Source organism: Denitrificimonas caeni, from assembly GCF_905120345.1.
Lineage (GTDB): Bacteria > Pseudomonadota > Gammaproteobacteria > Pseudomonadales > Pseudomonadaceae > Denitrificimonas > Denitrificimonas caeni_A.
Map to the genome: position 1 here is coordinate 371,552 of NZ_CAJHOA010000001.1, position 20,906 is coordinate 392,457.

General features: G+C 46.4%; 23 protein-coding genes. 5 read left to right on the top strand and 18 right to left on the bottom strand.

Features of this window, described 5'->3' with window-relative positions; translation table 11 throughout:
• Positions 1–27: 27 nt before the first annotated feature.
• Entirely contained in the window at positions 28–1,047 is a 1,020-nt protein-coding gene (sohB, locus tag JYJ62_RS01675) for a protease SohB (RefSeq protein WP_205340449.1), read from the bottom strand.
• 293 nt (positions 1,048–1,340) lie between these two features.
• Between sohB and JYJ62_RS01680 the strand changes: the two genes are divergently transcribed.
• The gene (locus JYJ62_RS01680) at positions 1,341–2,051 is read left to right on the top strand and encodes a histidine phosphatase family protein (RefSeq protein ID WP_205340450.1); all 711 of its coding nucleotides are present in this window, start codon (positions 1,341–1,343) and stop codon (positions 2,049–2,051) included.
• A gap of 53 nt (positions 2,052–2,104) precedes the next feature.
• A complete protein-coding gene (locus JYJ62_RS01685) occupies positions 2,105–2,419 on the top strand; it encodes an SCP2 sterol-binding domain-containing protein (protein ID WP_205340451.1) in 315 nt (104 codons plus the stop codon).
• Between the two features lie 158 nt (positions 2,420–2,577).
• Here the strand turns inward: JYJ62_RS01685 and JYJ62_RS01690 are convergent, their stop codons facing one another.
• The 3 genes from JYJ62_RS01690 to cysB all read right to left on the bottom strand — a co-directional run bounded on the left by JYJ62_RS01690 (position 2,578) and on the right by cysB (position 6,227).
• Positions 2,578–4,056, bottom strand: coding sequence for a carbon starvation protein A (locus JYJ62_RS01690; RefSeq protein ID WP_205340452.1), 1,479 nt, complete (start codon positions 4,054–4,056; stop codon positions 2,578–2,580).
• A 201-nt stretch (positions 4,057–4,257) separates the two neighbouring features.
• Entirely contained in the window at positions 4,258–5,118 is an 861-nt protein-coding gene (gene speE / locus JYJ62_RS01695; RefSeq protein ID WP_205340453.1) for a polyamine aminopropyltransferase, read from the bottom strand.
• A gap of 134 nt (positions 5,119–5,252) precedes the next feature.
• Positions 5,253–6,227 carry an HTH-type transcriptional regulator CysB gene (gene cysB, locus JYJ62_RS01700; protein WP_205340454.1) on the bottom strand — a complete coding sequence of 325 codons (975 nt, stop codon included), beginning with the start codon at positions 6,225–6,227 and terminating at the stop codon, positions 5,253–5,255.
• A 123-nt stretch (positions 6,228–6,350) separates the two neighbouring features.
• On the opposite strand from cysB, the gene JYJ62_RS01705 reads away from it, so the two are divergent.
• Positions 6,351–7,073 carry a 4'-phosphopantetheinyl transferase family protein gene (locus tag JYJ62_RS01705; RefSeq protein WP_205340455.1) on the top strand — a complete coding sequence of 241 codons (723 nt, stop codon included), beginning with the start codon at positions 6,351–6,353 and terminating at the stop codon, positions 7,071–7,073.
• A gap of 49 nt (positions 7,074–7,122) precedes the next feature.
• Here JYJ62_RS01705 and JYJ62_RS01710 read toward each other — a convergent pair whose 3' ends face one another.
• From JYJ62_RS01710 to JYJ62_RS01730, 5 genes are all read right to left on the bottom strand, one after another.
• A complete protein-coding gene (locus JYJ62_RS01710; protein ID WP_205340456.1) occupies positions 7,123–7,863 on the bottom strand; it encodes an S-methyl-5'-thioinosine phosphorylase in 741 nt (246 codons plus the stop codon).
• Positions 7,864–7,873: 10 nt separating this feature from the next.
• Positions 7,874–8,872 carry a beta-N-acetylhexosaminidase gene (gene nagZ, locus JYJ62_RS01715; protein WP_205340457.1) on the bottom strand — a complete coding sequence of 333 codons (999 nt, stop codon included), beginning with the start codon at positions 8,870–8,872 and terminating at the stop codon, positions 7,874–7,876.
• Positions 8,857–9,399 carry a L,D-transpeptidase gene (locus JYJ62_RS01720; RefSeq protein ID WP_205340458.1) on the bottom strand — a complete coding sequence of 181 codons (543 nt, stop codon included), beginning with the start codon at positions 9,397–9,399 and terminating at the stop codon, positions 8,857–8,859. Before JYJ62_RS01720 ends, nagZ begins: the two co-directional genes overlap by 16 nt.
• 24 nt (positions 9,400–9,423) lie before the next feature.
• On the bottom strand, positions 9,424–10,104 hold the full coding sequence (locus JYJ62_RS01725; protein WP_205340459.1) for a TetR/AcrR family transcriptional regulator: 681 nt from the start codon (positions 10,102–10,104) through the stop codon (positions 9,424–9,426).
• A gap of 155 nt (positions 10,105–10,259) precedes the next feature.
• A complete protein-coding gene (locus JYJ62_RS01730; protein ID WP_205340460.1) occupies positions 10,260–11,093 on the bottom strand; it encodes an undecaprenyl-diphosphate phosphatase in 834 nt (277 codons plus the stop codon).
• Positions 11,094–11,464: 371 nt separating this feature from the next.
• On the opposite strand from JYJ62_RS01730, the gene JYJ62_RS01735 reads away from it, so the two are divergent.
• Positions 11,465–13,099, top strand: coding sequence for a methyl-accepting chemotaxis protein (locus JYJ62_RS01735; RefSeq protein WP_205340461.1), 1,635 nt, complete (start codon positions 11,465–11,467; stop codon positions 13,097–13,099).
• 155 nt (positions 13,100–13,254) lie between these two features.
• Positions 13,255–13,752: a SprT family zinc-dependent metalloprotease gene (locus JYJ62_RS01740; RefSeq protein WP_205340462.1), complete on the top strand. Its 498-nt coding sequence runs from the start codon at positions 13,255–13,257 to the stop codon at positions 13,750–13,752.
• Between the two features lie 18 nt (positions 13,753–13,770).
• Here the strand turns inward: JYJ62_RS01740 and JYJ62_RS01745 are convergent, their stop codons facing one another.
• The 9 genes from JYJ62_RS01745 to fliM all read right to left on the bottom strand — a co-directional run bounded on the left by JYJ62_RS01745 (position 13,771) and on the right by fliM (position 20,903).
• On the bottom strand, positions 13,771–15,138 hold the full coding sequence (locus JYJ62_RS01745; RefSeq protein WP_205340463.1) for an ATP-binding protein: 1,368 nt from the start codon (positions 15,136–15,138) through the stop codon (positions 13,771–13,773).
• Between the two features lie 17 nt (positions 15,139–15,155).
• On the bottom strand, positions 15,156–15,833 hold the full coding sequence (locus JYJ62_RS01750; protein ID WP_205340464.1) for a response regulator: 678 nt from the start codon (positions 15,831–15,833) through the stop codon (positions 15,156–15,158).
• Positions 15,834–15,987: 154 nt separating this feature from the next.
• Entirely contained in the window at positions 15,988–17,124 is a 1,137-nt protein-coding gene (gene flhB, locus JYJ62_RS01755; protein WP_205340465.1) for a flagellar biosynthesis protein FlhB, read from the bottom strand.
• A 12-nt stretch (positions 17,125–17,136) separates the two neighbouring features.
• A complete protein-coding gene (gene fliR / locus JYJ62_RS01760; protein WP_205340466.1) occupies positions 17,137–17,913 on the bottom strand; it encodes a flagellar biosynthetic protein FliR in 777 nt (258 codons plus the stop codon).
• Between the two features lie 12 nt (positions 17,914–17,925).
• Positions 17,926–18,195 (bottom strand): flagellar biosynthesis protein FliQ, encoded by a 270-nt coding sequence (gene fliQ, locus JYJ62_RS01765; RefSeq protein ID WP_205340467.1) that lies wholly within the window; start codon positions 18,193–18,195, stop codon positions 17,926–17,928.
• Between the two features lie 9 nt (positions 18,196–18,204).
• On the bottom strand, positions 18,205–18,966 hold the full coding sequence (fliP, locus tag JYJ62_RS01770; RefSeq protein WP_205340468.1) for a flagellar type III secretion system pore protein FliP: 762 nt from the start codon (positions 18,964–18,966) through the stop codon (positions 18,205–18,207).
• On the bottom strand, positions 18,963–19,433 hold the full coding sequence (gene fliO, locus JYJ62_RS01775) for a flagellar biosynthetic protein FliO (protein WP_205340469.1): 471 nt from the start codon (positions 19,431–19,433) through the stop codon (positions 18,963–18,965). Before fliO ends, fliP begins: the two co-directional genes overlap by 4 nt.
• 4 nt (positions 19,434–19,437) lie before the next feature.
• A complete protein-coding gene (gene fliN, locus JYJ62_RS01780) occupies positions 19,438–19,899 on the bottom strand; it encodes a flagellar motor switch protein FliN (RefSeq protein WP_205340470.1) in 462 nt (153 codons plus the stop codon).
• A gap of 32 nt (positions 19,900–19,931) precedes the next feature.
• On the bottom strand, positions 19,932–20,903 hold the full coding sequence (fliM, locus tag JYJ62_RS01785) for a flagellar motor switch protein FliM (protein WP_205340471.1): 972 nt from the start codon (positions 20,901–20,903) through the stop codon (positions 19,932–19,934).
• Positions 20,904–20,906 lie beyond the last annotated feature (3 nt).

A 20,906-nucleotide genomic window follows, 5' to 3' on the forward strand; every position in this document is an offset into this window, starting at 1 on the left:
CCCTCAATAGATGTTTTTTATCGTCTGTTAGCCCATAAAGCGCTGCTGTAAACGTTCCCAGCCCTTATCAGCAATATGCTCTACCGCTGCACCAGCGCTTAAACCAATACGCTCTTGCAGTGTTTTCTTCTGAATAAACTCTAGCAGATAAACATCTGCTTCTTCAGCCCGTTTTGACAAATACTCATCGCTGGTTTGCAGCACATCGACCAGCGCTAAACCTTGCGCATCGCTACCCAGCCAAACCTCACCGGTGGCAACGGCATCAATATTCAACTGCGGGCGGAAACGTGCGACAAACTGCTTAAACAAGTCATGCGTGGTTTGTAACTCTTGCAAGAATTTCTGTCGCCCAGCCTCGGTATTCTCACCTAACACGGTCATCGTCCGTTTGTACTCGCCAGCGGTGAGTACCTCTACATCAATATCATTTTTCTTCAGTAGACGATGAATATTAGGTAGTTGCGCCACCACGCCAATCGAACCGAGTACCGCAAAAGGCGCACTCAAAATTTTATCGCCAATGCAAGCCATCATATAACCGCCGCTGGCAGCAACTTTATCAACACAGACAGTTAACGGAATCTGCGCATCTCGAATACGTGCTAACTGTGATGATGCCAAGCCATAACTGTGGACCATACCGCCGCCACTTTCTAAACGGAGCACCACTTCATCAGTCGACTTAGCGACGCCTAACAGCGCAGTAATTTCATGACGTAAGTTTTCTACTGCAGAGGCTTTAATATCGCCATCAAAATCTAAAACATAAACGCGGTTTTTTTCAATGCCAGCTTTTCTATCTTGCTGTAACTTGGTTTTATTGGCTTTTTTTAATGTTTTTAATTGAGCTTTATCCAATACGCTATATTCAACAGTTTGTTTCAGCTCTTCGTAAAACTCATTCATGCTGCTAACCAGCAACTCACCACCTTTACTACGACCGCGCGAACGTAAAGACGCAGCCACAGACAGCACCACCACAATAACAACCAGCACCGTTACGGCGCGTGCTAGAAAACCAGCATATTCAAGTAAAAAATCCACTGTAAACTCCTTAAACGATAGTGATTGTTATCTTACCTGAGCCTGCACCCGCCTTCATAACGTTTATCTAACATGCACAGCACCAGCCGCATTACTAGACCAGCAACAACCGCTGTCAGCACACGATGCCGGCACAATACTAGACTTCGCTGCAGCATAAGCACGGGCACATAAATTTAAGTTAAACAGATATTTTTTTACTGCGTTTTCAAACAATCGTATGAATTTCATTTGACAGCTTAGCAGCTTCACAATAATCTCCATGGTTCGCATAGCAACAGGTGTGTATTGATTTGGGCAGCATCTATTTAATTCGACACGGGCAAGCCTCGTTTGGTGCAGAGAACTACGATGTACTCTCCACCCTTGGTATGCAGCAAGCAGAGATCCTTGGCGATTATTTAATCGAGACTGGGGTTACTCTTACCGCGTGCTTTAGTGGTGAGATGCAACGCCAGCAAGATACTGCTCTGGCCACGCTCAGTCGTTACTCTGAGGCCAACTTATCTGCACCTGTTCTAAATATTGATAGCGCCTTTAATGAAATTGATGCCGACCGTGTAATTCGTTTAATTGTTCCGCACATTATCGAACAAGAGCCCAATGCGATTAACAGCCTGCGCAACCCTTTACAAAATAGAGCAGAGTTTCAGCGTTTATTTGCGATGATTATGCAGCGCTGGGCCGCAGATATTGATGATATTCCTGAGTACTTGCGCTGGTCGAGATTTATCCAGAATGTAGAGGCCGGCTTAGAGCGTGTGCTCAGCAATGCAGGCGCGGATGCGCAGATCGGTATTTTCACCTCAGGTGGCACCATTACTGCTTTTCTACACCTCCTGACGGGCATCAGCGCAGATAGAGCCTTTGATCTTAATTGGCAAATTGTAAACACTTCATTGAGTCGTCTAAAGTTTCGCAACGACTCAGTGGTACTGACTTCTTTTAACAGTCATGCACACCTTGACCTGTTAAAGAATAAAAAACTCATCACCTACCGTTGAGTTATTAATATCACGCGGTCTACACCGCACAAAAACCTTAAAAAGGACCTACTATGTCTTCTACCGCCGATATCATTAATACTCTAACCGCTAAATTTAACGCTACAGCTGCTGCTGGCTTAGATTTAGTATTTCAGTTCAATATTGAAGATGCTGAAAACTACTACGTCACTGTTAAAGACGGTACCTGCGATGTACAAGCCGGTGACAATGATGATGCTAACGTCACCTTGATCATGGACAGCGAAACCTTCAAAGGTATCGCTACAGGCGAGACTGATGGTATGCAGGCCTTTATGGGCGGCAAACTGCGCACTGAAGGCGACATGATGTTAGCGATGAAACTCAGCGAACTGTTCCCCGTTTAAGCGACAAGCTAGCAACAAAAAAAGCCGGATTGTTATCCGGCTTTTTTTGTCTCATAAAATTGTCTAGAGATAGTCTTTCTTAATTCTAAACGGAACACCCAGCATTATTCACCAAGTGCCCATTTATATTCAGTCAGAATAGCAATCGTCCAGTTTTACTATACTGCTGGTTTTATTTTAATCTTGGCAATGTGTTTTTGATTCTGCAATACCAATCCGACTAAACAAATAACAGCCGTGACAACACCAATTATCTTGCTGTATTCCATCGGTAAATTCAGACCTATGCCCGCTGTAGCAATATACGACACAGTGACAGCTGTACCGATCACCGCTGGAATACTAACAATCCAGTGGAAAGTGCCTCGATCGAACAAGTACTTAGTGGCTAACCACAGCACACTGGTTGACAGCAACATGTTTGAGAAGGCGAAATATCGCCAAATCAACGCAAAGTCGAGGAACGTCATTAAATAGGCAATAGCCAATATTGGCGCTGACAATGCCAGTCTGTGTAAGGTTGTTTGTGAGATATTAAACGCATCCATAATCGTTAAACGCAACGAACGGAATGCTGTATCACCCGAGGTGATCGGGAAGATTGCTACAGCAAGAATCGCCATCACACCACCGAACACACCAAGATAACTGGTGGCAATATGATTGACCACTAAACCAGGCCCACCTAAGTCGAGCATCGCTTTTAAGCCGACATAACCTTCTGGGAAGGCTGCAATACCTGCCAATGCCCACACACAAGCAACGATACCTTCGCAGACCATCGCACCATAAAACACTGGACGCGCATATTTTTCATTGGTTAGACAACGCGCAATCATCGGCGATTGCGTCGAGTGAAAACCACTGATCGCCCCACAAGTGATAGTTACAAACAACAGTGGCCAGACTGGTAATCCACCAGGGTTTGGGGTTAAGAAATCATGTTCATGGTGGCCATCGAAGTAAGCAAAAATATCCGTTATTTCTGGCAAATGCGGTGCATTCATCAATAAAGCAACGGCAATAAGGCTTGTCATGATAATCATCAACAAACCAAATGCAGGGTAAAGTTTGGTGATGATCTTATCAATTGGCAACAATGTCGCCAAAAAGTAATACCCTAAGATCACCAACACCCAAAAGGTATTGCCTGCTAAAAAAGTACCCTCAAAGTAGGATAAATTACTCAGCAGCCCTGCAGGGCTCATAATAAAGACCACACCGACAAAAAACAGCAGCATGGCGGTAAAGATCAACATAATGCCTTTGAAAACCACGTTGTAATAATGTCCGGCAATTTCAGGCAAGCTTTTACCGTCTTCTTTCAGGCTCATCACACCAGAGAAGTAGTCATGTACCGCGCCACCGAGCACGTTACCAATAACGATCCAGACCAAGGCAATCGGTCCATATAAAGCACCAAGGATCGGGCCAAAAATGGGACCAACACCGGCAATGTTTAAGAACTGAATTAAAAACGCTTTAGCTGGATGGATGGCAACGTAGTCCACGCCATCATGTAAACGCTCCTGTGGGGTTATAGCTGTAGGGTCGATACCCGCTTGTTTTTCAACAAATGGGCTGTAGAACTTATATCCGAGAATAAGTATGGTGATACTGATAAAGAAAATTAGCATAGAGCAAATTCCTAAATTATTTTAGTTATGTTGATGTAAGTCGTCGCAAGACATTGCACGCAGATGGCAAGATAGCATGTTAAATATCAACTCAACATAGCTTTATATGCTTGGCCCTGTGCCTAATGAAAGATAACCACATAAACACATAAAAAAGCCCCACTTTAGCGTCTAAAGTGGGGCTTTTTTATGATGAACGCTTTAATCGTTGCTCGGTTTACCAATCGCTTGCAGCACATATTGTGGCAAAGCAAAAGCGGCTTGATGGATATCCGCATTGTAGTAACGCGTGACAATACCGCTGCCAGCAAAACGCTGACGTAAAACATCTAAACTGGTATGACGTGTCTCACGGTTTTTAGCCGCCCATGCAAAAGTCATGCTACCACCGATATACGTCGGTACGGCGGCATGATAAAAATGCCAGTCAGCAAATAAACCTTGAATATTTTTAGCTGTGGTTTGCACTTCATCGATTTGCAAAAATGGCGTACCATTTTGCGCAACCAGAATACCGTCATCGGTTAAGCAACGATGACAGGCATGATAAAAGTCTTCTGAGAACAACACTTGTGCAGGACCGGTAGGATCTGGGCAGTCACTGATAATCACATCAAATTTTTCTGTGCAGTTGGCAATGAATCGCATGCCATCATCAATCACCAAATTCACTCGTGGATCATCGTAGGCGCCGCTGGAGTGATTGGGTAAGTATTCTTTGCACATATCAACAACGGCTTGGTCAATTTCCACCATAGTGATGCGATCGACGCTAGAGTGACGACACACTTCACGTAACATACCACCGTCGCCACCGCCAATAATTAAAATATTACGCGCGAGACCGTGCGCGAGAATGGGCACGTGAGTGAGCATTTCATGATAAATAAACTCATCCGCTTCAGTGGTTTGAATCGCTCCATCGAGTGCCATCACGCGCCCCATTCGCGCACTCTCAAAAATGACTAAATGCTGATGCTCAGTACGTACTTCATGTAGCATTTTTTCAATCTTAAAAAACTGCCCATAATTATCATGCAACGTTTCGCGGTAATCGGTCATGGTGATCCTCAATGTGTCAAATAAAAACCTGCGACGATTATACGGCAATCATCGGCTAATAAGGCATGTTTAGCCGATTAAGACTGGCCGACAGCAAGCCGTTTCTCAACTAACATGGGGCTGATTATTGGTTTCTAATACACCGGTAACTCAATATTTTTAAACAGATCATCCACTTCATCTTTACTGCGCGCTTGAATCACTTTAGTTTGAATTTCGCGATCTAAGTGCGGGGCAAAACGCTCGATAAAATCGCTCATAAAACCACGTAAAAAAGTACCGCGACGGAAGCCAATTTTAGTCACGCTGGACTCAAATAAATGACTCGCATCTAAAGCAACGAGGTCTTGATCTTGCAGTGCATCGACCGCCATACCCGCAACAATCCCCACGCCTAAACCTAAGCGTACATAGGTTTTAATCACGTCCGCATCAGCCGCAGTAAAAATAACTTTCGGTTCTAAATCAATCTGGCTAAAAGCTTCATCCAGTTTAGAGCGACCGGTAAAACCAAACACATAGGTCACAATAGGGTATTCAGCTAACGCTTCTAGGGTGAGTTTTGCCACACTGGCTAACGGATGCCCTTTAGGTACGACCACACAACGGTTCCAGCGATAGCAGGGCATCATAATCAGATCACCAAACTGATCTAAACCTTCAGTGGCGATGGCAAAATCAACTGTGCCATCGGCGGCCATCTCAGCAATTTGTGTCGGCGTACCTTGATGCATATGCAGGGCAACATCAGGATATTCTTGCATAAAACTACTGATCACCGTAGGCAGCGCGTAACGTGCTTGCGTATGCGTGGTGGCTATCGATAACGTACCCACGCGCTCATTGGAAAACTCTTGACCAATTTGCTTAATATTTTCACACTTGCGCAGAATTTCGCCTGCTGTCTTAATAATGCGCTCACCGGCCGCCGTTACTCGGGTTAAATGCTTACCACTGCGGGCAAAAATCTCTACGCCCAACTCATCTTCAAGCAAACGTATTTGTTTGCTTATGCCTGGTTGCGATGTATAAAGGGCTTGTGCGGTTGCAGAAACGTTCAAACCGTTTCTGGAGACTTCCCAGATATAACGCAGTTGTTGTAGCTTCATTAAACACCTCAGCAGTCAGTGCAGCGAACCTAAAAATATTCGACTACTTATAACTGCAACAGTAAATTTATTCCAGCGTTATAACCATATATTTATAAAGTAAGCTGACATCAGGTGTATTTAATGATCAATGCAGCACCACCTGCAGAATTTTTAAACGATTTCCAACAACACTGGCCATTCCCTACCCCCTTAGCCGCGTGCACGTTGGTATCGACACGCTTTAACGAGCAAGCATTAAGTCCGGATCTGTTGACTCACTACGCTATTACTGCACCTAAAGCAGCCATCAAGCGTCAAGCTGAGTTTTTAGCAGCGCGTTTGTGTGCTCGCGAAGCTTTACGTCTACAAACCGGTCACGCGGACCTACCCACTGCGCAAAACAAGAGCCGTATACCTCGTTGGCCAGCGCACAGTTGTGGTTCGATGTCGCACAGCCATAATATTTGCGCAGCGATTGTCGGTACTAACAACTGCTGGCAAGGATTTGGCCTGGATATCGAAAAACCAATCTCGAATCAGCGTGCACAGCGTTTAGCACACACTATTTTAACGCCTGCGGAGTACAGCACTTACCTGCGTTTAGATAACAATCGGCAAGCCATGTACTTGACCTTGGTGTTTTCATTTAAAGAGAGTTTGTTTAAAGCACTCAATCCACTGACGGGAACATACTTTAGTTTTCACGACGCCCAGGTGCTGGACTTGGAGGTTGCGCAGACTGGCCATGCACGCTTGCGCTTGTGCAAAGATTTATCGACCATTTGGCAAGCCGGTTGCGAACTAGAAGGACAGTTTGCGCGTCTGCACAACAGCGCTCTGACCCTAGTGGCTGTTGCGACTTAGGGTTGCGCCATAAGCTCACGTCACAACGCGGCTTATGGCTTTATAACACTTAGGCTTGGCTTAACATCCGCGCCAAAATAATTTTAACTTTTGACATGCCAACGTTTAACGCAGCATCAATTTGCGCCATAGTGATAACCCCATTCGATTTACCAGCAGCAGGGTTGACCACCAAGGCCAAACAGGCATAACTCAAACCTAACTCACGAGCCAAAACAGTTTCAGGCATACCCGTCATCCCAACGATATCGCAGCCATCACGCTCCATACGCTTCACTTCAGCAATGGTTTCTAAACGTGGGCCTTGGGTACAACCATAGACCCCATGATTGTTACAGCTATAACCACAGGCTGCTACAGCCGCAATTAAGCGTTTGCGTAAAGCGTCATCATAGGGATAGCTGAAATCAACATGAGTCACATGGTCCAGTTCGCCTTCATACAAGGTATGTTGGCGGCCAGAGGTGTAGTCAATCACTTGGTCGGGAATACAAAAACAACCTGTTTTTAAATTATCAGTGATACCACCCACGGCATTAATCGACAGAATCGCATTGGCTCCTGCCTGACGCAGCGCCCATAAATTGGCGCGATAGTTCACTTGGTGTGGAGGAATACGGTGTGGATGACCGTGACGGGCCAAAAATAACACTTCGCGTCCGGCATACTCACCACGCAAAATATCAGCAGAAGTCGCACCGTAAGGGGTGTCAATAAACATCGCATCGCGAATTGTTAGACCTTCCAGCTGAGTTAATCCTGTACCGCCAATAATCGCGTATTTATTCATTGACCACCTCTTATATGTTGGTTGTAATGGTTTTTAGCGCCTGCCGCGCAGTCTGCCAACGCGGATGCTGCTGAAAATCATGCTGCGCTGTATAACGTCCATACATAGCAGATAATTGTGTACAGGGTATCACCTGCTCTGTTTGCAAGGTGCTTAATGCCTGCTCTGCTGCTGCACGATCATTGCATAGTAACCCAACATCGCAACCGGCGGTAAGTGCTGCTAACACACGTTGCGCTGCATCACCCGCCACATGCGCACCGGCCATGGATAAATCATCACTAAACAGCACGCCTGTGTAGTTGAGCTGTTGACGTAAAATATCTTGCAGCCAAACTTTAGAAAAGCCTGCTGGTGCAGCATCCACTTGTGGATAAATAACATGCGCCGGCATGATTCCAGCTAAATACGTCTGTAAATGCTTAAAGGGTAATAAATCAGCACGCTGAATCTCTGCCAAGCTGCGTTCATCCACTGGAATATCCACATGCGAGTCAGCCGTCACCCAGCCATGTCCCGGAAAATGTTTACCGACACCCGGCATGCCAGCGGCTTGCATACCTTGTAGAAAAGCGGCGGCCAATCTGCTAACCGTTTCGACATCTGCGCCAAAGGAGCGCAAACCAATCACGCTACTGCGGCCATAATTCAAATCTAAAACCGGCGCAAAGCTAAAGTCGATGCCCATGGCTAACACTTCCCACGCCATCAGCCAGCCGCACTCTTGGGCAACATAGGCCGGATTCTCTGCGGTCTGTAACAGCCCCATTGCTGGTAACGTAGTAAAACCTTGGCGTAAACGCTGTACGCGACCGCCTTCCTGATCAACACCAATCAATAGATCACTGCGTACATCACGAATCGCACGGCATAATTCACGCACCTGTTGTGGGTGTTCAATATTACGAGCAAATAGAATAATCCCGCAGACTTGCGGTTGACGTAATAGATGGCGGTCTTCAGCGGTTAGATAGGTGCCACCAATATCCAACATTAACGAGCCTTGCATAACGAATCCTTACGGGTTGCGTGCAGTATTTGTGTTTCTAAAACATGTTCACTGACTTCTACCGGACAGCTATCGGTTATCTGCTGATAGAGTTCAATAATGTCTTGGTTACGCATACGAATGCAGCCATGCGAATACGGCTGCCCTAAAAGCGCCTCATCGGCAGTGCCGTGAATATAAATATAGCGACGAAAAGTATCACGATCGCCTAAGCGGTTGCGTCCCAGCTCACAGCCGCTAAGCCATAGAATACGACTCAGAATCCAATCACGCTGTGGATAGCGTTGCTGCAGTTCAGGCGACCAGATTTCTCCTGTCCAACGACGACCACGCAGCACCGCCATTGGCGGCAAATGACCACCAATTTTGGCTCGAATATAATGCATACCACGTGGTGTACATCCTGAGTTATTTTGCTCACCTGGGCCATTTAAGGCAGTGGAAATCGTATAGGTGCGCTGCAACTGCTGCTTAGAAAAAGCATACAGTCGTTGTTCTGCAATGGACACATGCAGATAATCAAACATGAATTCACCACACTGAGCTAAGGATTAAGGTGTTTTCTTTTTAATCGCCGGTTGCATACCCACCACATCAATCACACTTTCGGCGCGTAAGCCTGCGGCTAAAAATGGCACCATCAAGCGCAACACCTGTTCAGTGGTCATGTGCACTTGATATTCGGTCTCGGCAATCGCGCGCAAGGCTTTAATACCCGACATGCTAAACGCCGCGGCACCAATCATGAAATGTACACGCCAGAACAATTCAATCGGCCGGACCTCAGGCGCGGCCTCATGTAATAACAACATATAACGATGAAAAACCTTACCGTACATATCATTTAGGTAGCGACGCAAATGGCCCTGGCTTTGGCTAAAAGCCAAACCTAATAGACGCATAAAAATAGATAAGTCGTTACCACTGCGCGGCTTTACCGCGAGGGTTTGTTGAACCAATACATCCAGCAGCAACTCAACTGTCCACGCCGGCTGATCAGCGGCAGAACGGCGCTCTAACTCTTCGTCTAAACTGACACACAGCGGCCCAAGAAATCTTGAGAAAACGGCTTGAATCAGGGATTTTTTTGAGCCGAAATGATAGTTCACCGCCGCTAAGTTAACTTGGGCTTTACTGGTGATCAGACGCAAAGACGTTTCTGCAAAGCCCTTCTCCGCAAACAGAATCTCTGCTACATCTAAAATTCGTTCTACGGTGTCTGACTGAGCCATGCAAATTTCACTCCAAGTAAAGGTGTTTCAAACTTACGTTTTAAACACCTTTACTGTCAAGCTTATTCACCCAGCAAAAGCACTTGCCACACAGCATCGCTGATGTGCCTTGTTTTTACTGAGCTGACAAAACGACTAAAATGCCGTCACAAGAATTAATCACCGACCGATGTCCAGTCGATAAAGCCCAGTTGCCAAGTCGCTAAAATCAAGATGCCAAAGACAATACGATACCAGGCAAATACCGCATAACTGTTATTAGCAATAAACTTCAATAAAGCACGTACGGCTAGCATGGCAAAAATAAAAGAGGTCACAAAGCCAATCGCAAAAACATACAAATCTTCGCCACCTGCAAAGAGTTCTCGGTGCTTATACACTGAGTACACCGTTGCACCGATCATGGTCGGCATGGCGAGGAAAAACGAAAACTCGGTGGCTGCTTTGCGCGATAAACCAAAAAACAAACCACCAATAATAGTTGAAGCCGAACGTGAAGTACCCGGTACTAATGCTAAGCATTGCGCACAACCAATCTTTAACGCCTGCTGCCACTTCATATCATCGACGGTTTCTGCTGCTATCTTATGCGGGCGTTTCTCCGCCCACAACATCACCAAACCGCCTACAACTAAAGCAGTCGCTACCGTAATTGGATTAAAGAGCCACTTCTCAATCAGATCTGCAAAGCTTAAACCTAAAATCACCGCGGGCAGAAAAGCCACCAATAAATTGAATGTGAAACGTTGTGCGCTCGCTTCGCGTGGCAAGCCCACGACAATCTCAATAATTTTGCGTCGATATTCCCACATCACCGCTAAAATAGCGGCCAGTTGAATAATAATATTAAAAGCTTTGGCGCGCTGCCCATCAAAACCAAGCGCATCTGCGACAATAATTTGGTGGCCTGTACTGGAAACAGGCAAAAACTCAGTTAATCCTTCAACCACACCTAAAATAAACGCTTGTACCGCTAACCAGATATCCATAAATTCCCATTAATTTTTTATCTATAACACAGCCGTGCATATTACCGCTGTGCTGCTGTCTTTTCACTGAATATTGTTGCTAATGAATCACTTAGCGCAGCACTCCAGCGCTTAGTCGCATGGTTTAATTAAGCAAAAACACTTAAAATCAAACCGCTGTACGACAGTATAATGCAAGATAGTTGATGCTTGTTGCGGGTTACAGTCAGCTCATTACGGCCACATTCAGCCGTGCATATAGCCAGTTAATCACTCTGATGACAATGACCCTAAACATTTTCTTAATATGTCCGATACAGCCATACAATCACACAGCATATTGATAGCAATCGCCCAGCACACTGCGATTGTGTTCTCTCAGGAGTTGCACGATGTCCTTTCTTCGTAAAATATCGATCAGTAATCGTCTTTGGCTGATTTTTCTGATAACTGTCGGTATGTTTTTTGTTTTTGGCGCTCTGGCTCTAAAACAATCCTATGATCTGATGCACTCAGCAAAAGCGGTAAAAACGCAGCACATTGTCGAAAGCACCTTCGGCACGCTGGAATACTTTCATGCACTAGAAAAAAGCGGTGAACTGAGCACTGCGCAAGCGCAAGAGCAGGCTAAAAACGCATTAAGCAAGCTTCGCTATAATCGTAATGACTATGTTTGGATCAATGACCTCAGCGCGACGATGATTATGCATCCGATATCTCCCGCACTGGATGGCAAGGACCTTTCCAGTTACAAAGATCCGGATGGCAAAGACATCTTCACCCAATTTGCCAATATTGCTAAACAACAAGGCTCAGGCTTTTTAAGCTATCGCTGGCCCATGCCGGGCGCCAGCGCACCCGTTGATAAAATCTCTTTTGTGCAGCTGTTTAAACCATGGAATTGGGTGATTGGCTCTGGCGTTTACCTCGACGACATCCATGCTGAATTTCGCTCGACCGCGATTAATGTCAGCATCATAAGCCTAGTGGTTATTATTTTTATTGCTCTGCTGATTATCGGCATTATGCGCAGTATTGTCGCGCCGCTGGAGCATATCGTTGGTGCGATGAAGAGTATTTCCAGCTCTGAGGGTGACCTTACGCAAGAGCTGAGCTGCGACGGCAAAGATGAGATCACCGAACTCAGCCTGCACTTCAATACCTTTACTCAAAAGCTACGCACCACTATCAGCCACCTCTTAAGTAGCGCGGCAACACTCAAGCACTCTGCCGAAGCACTGGGACAACAAGCATCACAATCACTGAGCATTAGCGAAGATCAATCGCAACAAACAGAGCAAATAGCCACCGCCATTAACGAGGTGACGTACGCCGTGCAAGATGTTGCTAAGCATGCCGAACAAGCAGCATCAGAAGTATCGCAAGCCACTGAGCAAGCCATTGCCGGCCAAGCCAATATCGACAATAGCCTGCAGCAAACTGACAAATTGTCGTCGACCATTGCGCAAGCGGTTAACGTCATGCAAACCCTCGCTGAGGAAAGCAGTCAGGTTGGCCGCGTACTGGATGTTATTCGTTCCATCGCTGAACAAACCAACCTACTGGCGTTAAACGCAGCGATTGAGGCGGCACGGGCCGGCGAGCAAGGACGCGGCTTTGCCGTGGTGGCGGACGAAGTTCGTTTGCTAGCACAACGCACGCAGCAATCAACTGATGAAGTGCAAAAAATGATTGAAAGCCTACAGCACAATTCACAAGCAGCCGTGCAAGTGATTGGTCAAAGCAGCAGCACCGCGCAAGCAACGGTTGAACAAGCACATCAAGCACAACAAAGCTTAGCCAGCATCAGTCATGCGCTGCAGATTCTTAATGGTCTCAACGCTTCAATTGCCAGCGCGACACTTGAGCAATCGCATGTTGCTGAAGAAATCAATCAGAACGTCACTCAGGTGGCTGGGTTATCGCAATCAAGCAACGAGTCGGCGCACCAGCTCAGTCATTCTAGCGAACAGCTCAATCAACTGGCTCTAGACCTCAACCGCCAACTGGGGCAGTTTAGAGTTTAAGTCATCCACCCTCTTCTCTAGCAAAGCACTAGAGAAGAGGTTTTTTTGCGCTACAGGCTTAGCTTTGTGTCATCTGTGGATCACTATCCTCTGCTGCAATCTGCTAGTATTTAGCGCTAAATACTACGATAACATCTGCACTCTTTGACTGAACTATGCCAGACCTTCTCAAACAACGCGTTGAAGCGTGCTACCAAACAGCTGAACGCCACTTTAATTGCGTCTTCAAGCGAGCAGAGATCAGTTTTCAGCTGCGTGGTCAAAAAGCTGGCGTCGCGCATATTAGTGAAAATCGTCTGCGCTTTAACCCTGTGCTGTATAAAGAAAACCGTGAACACTTTTTATTGCATACCGTCGCCCATGAAGTAGCACATCTAGTCACTTATCAGCTGTACGGCAATCGCATTCGTGCGCACGGCGCAGAATGGCAGGCAGTCATGCAAACTGTGTATAAGTTACCTGCGCAACGCTGTCACACCTATGCAGTCAACAGAACGGCAAAAACACATTATTTGTATCGCTGCCACTGCCCTGAGCGTGAGCCTTTTGCCCTCAGTGCTCAGCGTCATGCACGGGTCAACAAAGGCATGCACTATCTGTGCAAAGCCTGTCGCGCCACGCTGACTTATACCAATAAAAATATTAAGCGTTAGCTATCAATGACGTAAAAACTAATTTAGCGGGAAGATAATACGAAATTGTGCACCGCCTAATACAGAGTCTTCCACAAACAGCTCGCCACCGTAGCTATCGATAATATCCTTCACCACTGCGGTACCAATACCTTGTCCTGGGTACTGGGTATCTAAGCGCTCACCACGCTGTAAGATACGTTCACGCTGATGCTTGGGCACTCCAGGGCCATCATCTTCGACAATCAACTCGCAGCCGCTTTCAGTCAGTTGCGCACTAATCCGTATTTCATTGATGCATAAGCGATAGGCGTTTTCTAATACGTTACCCAACAACTCCAACAACGCTCCCTGCTCGACTGGCACACGTAACTCAGCAGAAAATACTTGGCTGACGCGCACACGCTTATCGCGATACACTTTATCTAACGCCTCAAGCAAGCTTTCCAATAGAGGCTTGAGTTTAACTTGATAGCGCAACAGTCCACTTTTACGTAAACGGGCACGTTGCAGTTGATAACTGATTTGCTGACTCATACGATTGACTTGGCCCTGCAAGGTGCGCGCTTGTTCAGTATTGCTGGGCTGTGCTGATAAGACTTCGCCAACACTTTGTAAAACTGCCAATGGGGTTTTTAAGCTGTGTGCCAAATCGTCTAATGAATGGCGGTAGCGCTCACTTTGTTGCCGCTCACTCTCTAATAAGCGGTTTAACGAGCGAGTTAAGCGCAATAACTCTCGCGGATGCTCATCGCTTAATGAGGCTCGCTTACCCATCTCTACATCATCTAACTCAGCGCTTAAACTGCGTAAACTGCGGATACCCCAACCTAAACCCAACCATAAAAAGCCCAAGAGCAGTAATAGCGCCAAACCCAACCAGACATACAATTGCTGGCGTAAATTGTCATACATCACTTGATAATCACTGACCGGCTGCATGGTGACAATACTAAAATGAGCGCTCTGCCCTCTTAATAGGTCAACCTCCACGTCATAGATAAAAAACTCACGGTTATCACTATCTTTGGCCCGTAGAAACTTATGACCGCGCCCATCGTATTTAGGCTGGTAGTTGATTTTGACGTTTTTGGAGCTGCGTGAGCGCCACAATAAGGCGCCATTATTATCATAAATAAAGCCCAGTTGCCGCGCAGGGAGAATATCAAACTCTTCATCGGGTAGTTTCTCTGGCATGCGCAACTGCCCTTTAGCAATGCCTGCCGCAGAAATCAAAGCACTGGCGTCGGCCGCCAAACGCTGCTCAATGGACTCCTCTAAGGCTGCAGTAAAGACTTGCTGTAAGGCTGGAAATAAAGCCAACATAAACACGGATACGGTGACTGCCGCACCAAACATTAAGCGCATGCGTAAAGATGATGCTTTATTTTTTTTGCGTGTTCGCATGTTGAAAAGAGGCTCGTTTAACGGCATATCTCAGTGAACAAGTAACCTTGACCACGTACCGTTTCAATGGGTTTAAAACCTGAATCACCTTCAAGCTTACGTCGCAAGCGTCCGACCAGCACCTCAATCACATTCGGATCGCGCTCTTCATCATCAGGATAGAGCTGCTCTATTAAGCGGTCTTTAGACACCACTTGTTGGTGATGACGCATCAAATATTCAAGAATGCGATATTCATACGCAGTTAGGGCCAATGGCTCATCAAGCAACGTCGCTTGCTTGCGATTTAAATCTAAAATTAAAGGGCCCGCGCCAATAGTTGGCTGCACAAACCCAGAAGAACGGCGCAATAGCGCATTAAGTCGCGCTTCTAACTCTTCAAATTGGAAAGGTTTAACCAAATAGTCATCAGCGCCAGCCGCTAAGCCTTCAACTTTATTCTGCCAATTACCGCGTGCGGTTAAAATTAAAATAGGAAACTGCTTACCTTGATTGCGTAACTCGCGAATTAAATCCAAGCCACTCATACCCGGCAGCCCTAAATCAACAATAGCTAAATCATGATTGTATTCGCGGATTCGGTACAGTGCTTCTTCGGCATCAGCCACTGCATCAACAACATGGCCATGCTCCCCCAGTCGCGTAGAAAGGTGGTGGCGTAATAACGCTTCATCTTCAACGACTAACAGCTTCATGCAGGGTCCTCAATTATAAATTATTGATTTTATAAAAAACCGCAAAATAAGGTATGCCTGTGCATAACACCTGCCACTTATCTTGACTATCATGCCAAACCCGATCTGAACATCAGCTGAACTGACAGATGGCCTGTATGGCATTCAGTCCCAACTACTCATCCCTGCGCAAATCAACGGGAATATCGGGATCTTTTAGCAGCGAAGGCTTTTTACCTTTACCCGCATGGTATTGGCGCATTTGATAAACGTAGGCGAGCACCTGCGCAACAGCCAAATATAGACCGGCAGGAATTTCTTGATCCACTTCAGTCGAGTAATACACTGCTCGTGCCAAGGCAGGCGACTCCAACAAGGTAATTTTGTGCTCGTTAGCAATCTCACGAATTTTCAATGCTAAATGATCGCCACCTTTAGCTAAAACGATCGGCGCCTGCCCGTTTTCTGCATCATATTTCAGTGCGACAGCAAAGTGCGTGGGGTTAGTAATAATCACATCCGCATCGGGTACAGCACTCATCATGCGTCGCTCAGCCATTTCACGCTGCAATTGACGAATACGACCCTTAACTTCAGGCTTACCTTCGCTGTCTTTATACTCATCACGCACTTCTTGCTTGGTCATTTTTAGCTTTTCTTTACTTTCCCATATTTGGAAAGGCACATCCACCGCAGCAATAATAATCAAGCCACACGCCAGCCATAACGCACTCCAGCCCACCACTTGCATGCTATGCAAGATTGCCATTTCCAGCGGCTCACTGGCGAACTTCATCAAGTCTTCACGCGCCCGCGCTAAAACAAATAAAGCGATGATTAAAACAATAAAAAACTTACCTAAGGCTTTTAACAGTTCAACAATCGACTTTTTTGAGAACATCCGTTTCAGACCAGAAAACGGGTTCATCCGGCTAAACTTAGGCGCGAGAGCTTCCATGGAAAAGAGCCAACCGCCCAACGCCACAGGACCTATAATTGCTGCCATCAACAGCATAATAAACAGCGGAATCAAGGCATCACCGGCCATCTGCGCTGATTGCAATAAGCTAATCGCCATATAGCGTTCATCAAGCAGCAGTTCACGCGGCAGGCTGAAGTTTTTATGCATGACTTGCATAATTCTTTGCCCCAGCGCCCCACCAAAGATCAGCAAACCGCCAGTGCCAGCCAAAACAACGGCCAAGGTATTGAGCTCGCGGGAACGGGCTATTTCACCTTTTTTACGCGAGTCTTGTTTGCGCTTTTCGGTAGGATCTTCACTTTTTTCTGCACCATTCTCATTTTCTGCCATAGCCTATTTCTCCTATGGCACTTGCGCGAGGCCGCGCAGCATAAATAACGCATCACTGGCAATACTGTGGTACTGCGCCAAAATATCAGCGGTGGAGATCCAAAAAATAATTAAACCCATAATCAGAGTCAAGGGGAAACCGATGGTGAAGATATTCAACTGCGGCGCGGCGCGAGTCATCACGCCAAAGGCTATATTAATCACCAACAGCGCACTGACCGCTGGTAAGGCCAGCAGTAATGCGGCGCCAATCACCCAACTCAAACGTCCAGCCAAAATAACATAATTGCCGATTTCTAGGGATTGGCCCACTGGCAAGGTCACAAAGCTTTCTGCCAGCACATCAAAAACCACTAAATGGCCATTCATCGCTAAAAATAGCAAACTGACCAGCATCAGCAAAAACTGCCCTAACACCGGCACTGATACCCCTGTGGCCGGATCCATCATCGAGGCAAAGCCCAGTCCCATTTGCATCGAAATCAGTTGTCCGGCAAAAACAAAAATATGAAAAAATAATTGCAGCGAAAAACCCAGCATAGCGCCAATTAAGATTTGCTCAGCAATTAACAAGATGCTACGCAAACTCAAGGCATCCACTTGCGGCATGTCAGGCAAGACTGGCACCAATAATAAAGTGATCGCCAACGCCATATACAAGCGTACACGCTGCGGAACCAACTGAGTCCCTATAATGGGCATCACCATTAAGACCGCAGAGATGCGAAACAGCGGCAACAAAAAGCTGCTGATCCAGCCAGCAATTTGTTCGCTACTGAGCTCTAGCATGGGCTACACCGCTCAACCAATGACGAAGGGAATGCTATGGATCAGCCGTGTTGTAAAGGCTATCCACTGCGCCACCAGCCACGGCCCTAGCACAATTAAGGTCATAAAACTGACCAACAGCCTCGGTAGAAAACTTAAGGTTTGTTCGTTAATTTGGGTGGCGGCTTGAAACATTGCCACCAGTAATCCCACCAATAAACTCGGCACGATAATAGCGGCGACCACTAAGGCGGTCAGCGACAAGGCTTCGCGAAATAAGTCTACAGCGACTTCTGGGGTCATATCATTATCCTATAGCGTGCCAAAACTACTGGCTAAGGTGCCGATAATCAGCGCCCAGCCATCCACCAATACAAACAACATAATTTTAAACGGTAAAGAAATAATCAAGGGCGACAGCATCATCATCCCCATCGCCATTAAAATACTGGCCACCACCAGATCAATAATCAAAAATGGAATAAAAATCATAAAGCCAATTTGGAATGCGGTTTTCAACTCTGAGGTGACAAACGCAGGAATCAAGATCACCAGCGGTGTTTGCTCTGCCGAAACAATATCGGTGCGCTTAGACAACCGGACAAACAACTCTAGGTCCGACTCGCGAGTTTGCGCCAGCATAAAGCCACGTATCGGCTCTTCTGCCGCAGTTAATGCTTGCTGGACGCTGATTTCCTCATTGATATAAGGCTGTAAAGCATCATTATTAATGCGCTCAAATACAGGCGCCATAATAAATAGGGTTAAAAAAATAGTCAGGCCAACCAAGATCTGATTGGAGGGTGTCTGCTGTAAGCCCAATGCTTGCCTAAGAATCGAAAAAACAATAATAATCCGAGTAAAACAAGTCATTAACATCACAAAAGCGGGGATAAAACCCAGCGCAGTCATGATCAAGAGAATCTGTAAATTAACCGAATACTCTTGCTGACCAGCGGCATCGGTGGTCAGTTTAATCGCTGAAATGGATAAAGGGTCATCTGCAGCAAACACCCCTGTTGCGCAAAACAGCAGGCCCACCGCCAAGACCAAACGTGCCAGCAAGGCGATCATGGCTTATCCTTTGTTGTCGTTTTTAGCACTTTAGCCAGACGCTGAGCAAAAGCCGAAGAAAGATTGCCTTCCGGCACACGGATATCGACTGGTTCTTGCAAGACATGCAAAGGCACAATAGTGCCAGGCGTTAAACCCAGCAATATTTGCTCCTTCCCCACCTGCACCAGCAAGAGTCGATCGCGTGGTCCTAATGCTTGGCTGGCTAATAATGAAATCACCTGCGGTGAACCTGTGACCGGCAAACTTTGTTGGATACGGCGCACCACCCAAGCCAGCAAAAAAATCAAAGCTATCACCAACAGCAAGCCAAACACCAGCTGCAATAATTGGCCACTCACTTGACTGGATTCCAGCATGCCTGAATGGGCTGCAGCCACTTTAGGCGTACTGTTGCTTGCTGCAACCGCGACTTCATCTGCCCAAGCACGACAGGAAGCCAACATCAGGATGATTAAAAGGCGCATAGGGTTACCGTAATTTCTTAATACGCTCGCTTGGGCTGATGACATCAGTCAAACGAATACCAAACTTCTCATTCACGACCACGACTTCACCATGCGCAATCAGAGTACCGTTAACCAGAACATCCAATGGCTCCCCAGCCAGTCGATCCAACTCAACCACAGAACCTTGATTGAGCTGCAACAAGTTGCGAATACTAATATCAGCACTACCGACTTCCATCGAGATGCTGACAGGAATATCTAAAATAACATCTAAATTAGGTCCACCTAAGGTGGTCATTACATCGTCAGTGCGCTGCTGATCAGGAAACTCCTGCATCGGCGCTTTTGCCGGGCCACTGCTTTGCTGCAGCATGGCATCAATATCATCTTGATCGGTAGCGGTATCTGCCTCAGCTAAAGCGGCTGCCCACTCATCAGCGAGGGCTTGATCTTCAGCTGAAATCTGCTCATTTTCGTCATTCATATTTTTTCTCAACTACCAAGTAAAACCAAAAATCAGCGGTTTTTTTGCACAGGACCGACCACTTGCAAAGCAAGATTGCCGTGCTGAGCACCAAGTTTAACCTTAAAGGTTGGCACACCATTAGCGCGCAGTAACATTGTTTCCGGCATTTCCACGGGAATCACATCGCCTGGCTGCATATTTAAAATATCGCGCAGTTTAAGTTGTCGACGCACGACGGTAGAACGCAGCGGTACTTTCACATCTAAAACGTCTTCACGGATGGCTTTACTCCAGCGCTCATCTTGATCATCGACATCCGACTGAAAGCCTGCATCAAGCATTTCTCGAATAGGTTCGATCATTGAATAAGGCAAGGTAATATGCAAATCGCCGCCGCCGCCATCCAACTCAATATGGAAAGTGGAGACCACTACGACTTCACTGGGGCTGACAATATTCGCTAAAGCAGGGTTAACTTCTGAGTTCATATATTCAAAGCTCACATCCAAAATGGCATGCCACGCTTCTTCTAAATCAACAAACGCTTGATCCAAGACCATGCGTACCACGCGCAGCTCTGTGGGAGTAAACTCACGCCCTTCAATTTTCGCATGACGACCATCGCCGCCAAAAAAATTATCAACTAATTTAAAAACTAAACGTGAATCAAGGATAAACAACGCGGTGCCACGCAAAGGTTTCATTTTGACTAGATTCAAGCTGGTCGGCACATACAAAGAATGCACATACTCCCCAAACTTCATCACTTGCACGCCACCTACTGACACATCAGCAGAACGACGCAGCAAATTGAACATACTGATGCGCGTGTAGCGAGCAAAGCGTTCATTGATCATTTCTAGTGTCGGCATACGTCCGCGCACAATACGATCTTGGCTGGTTAAGTCATACTGTTTAACCGCGCCGGGTACAGCATCGTCATCAGTGTCCACTAGACCATCATCAACGCCATGCAACAGCGCATCAATTTCATCTTGTGAAAGTAAATCTTGTACGGCCATTTT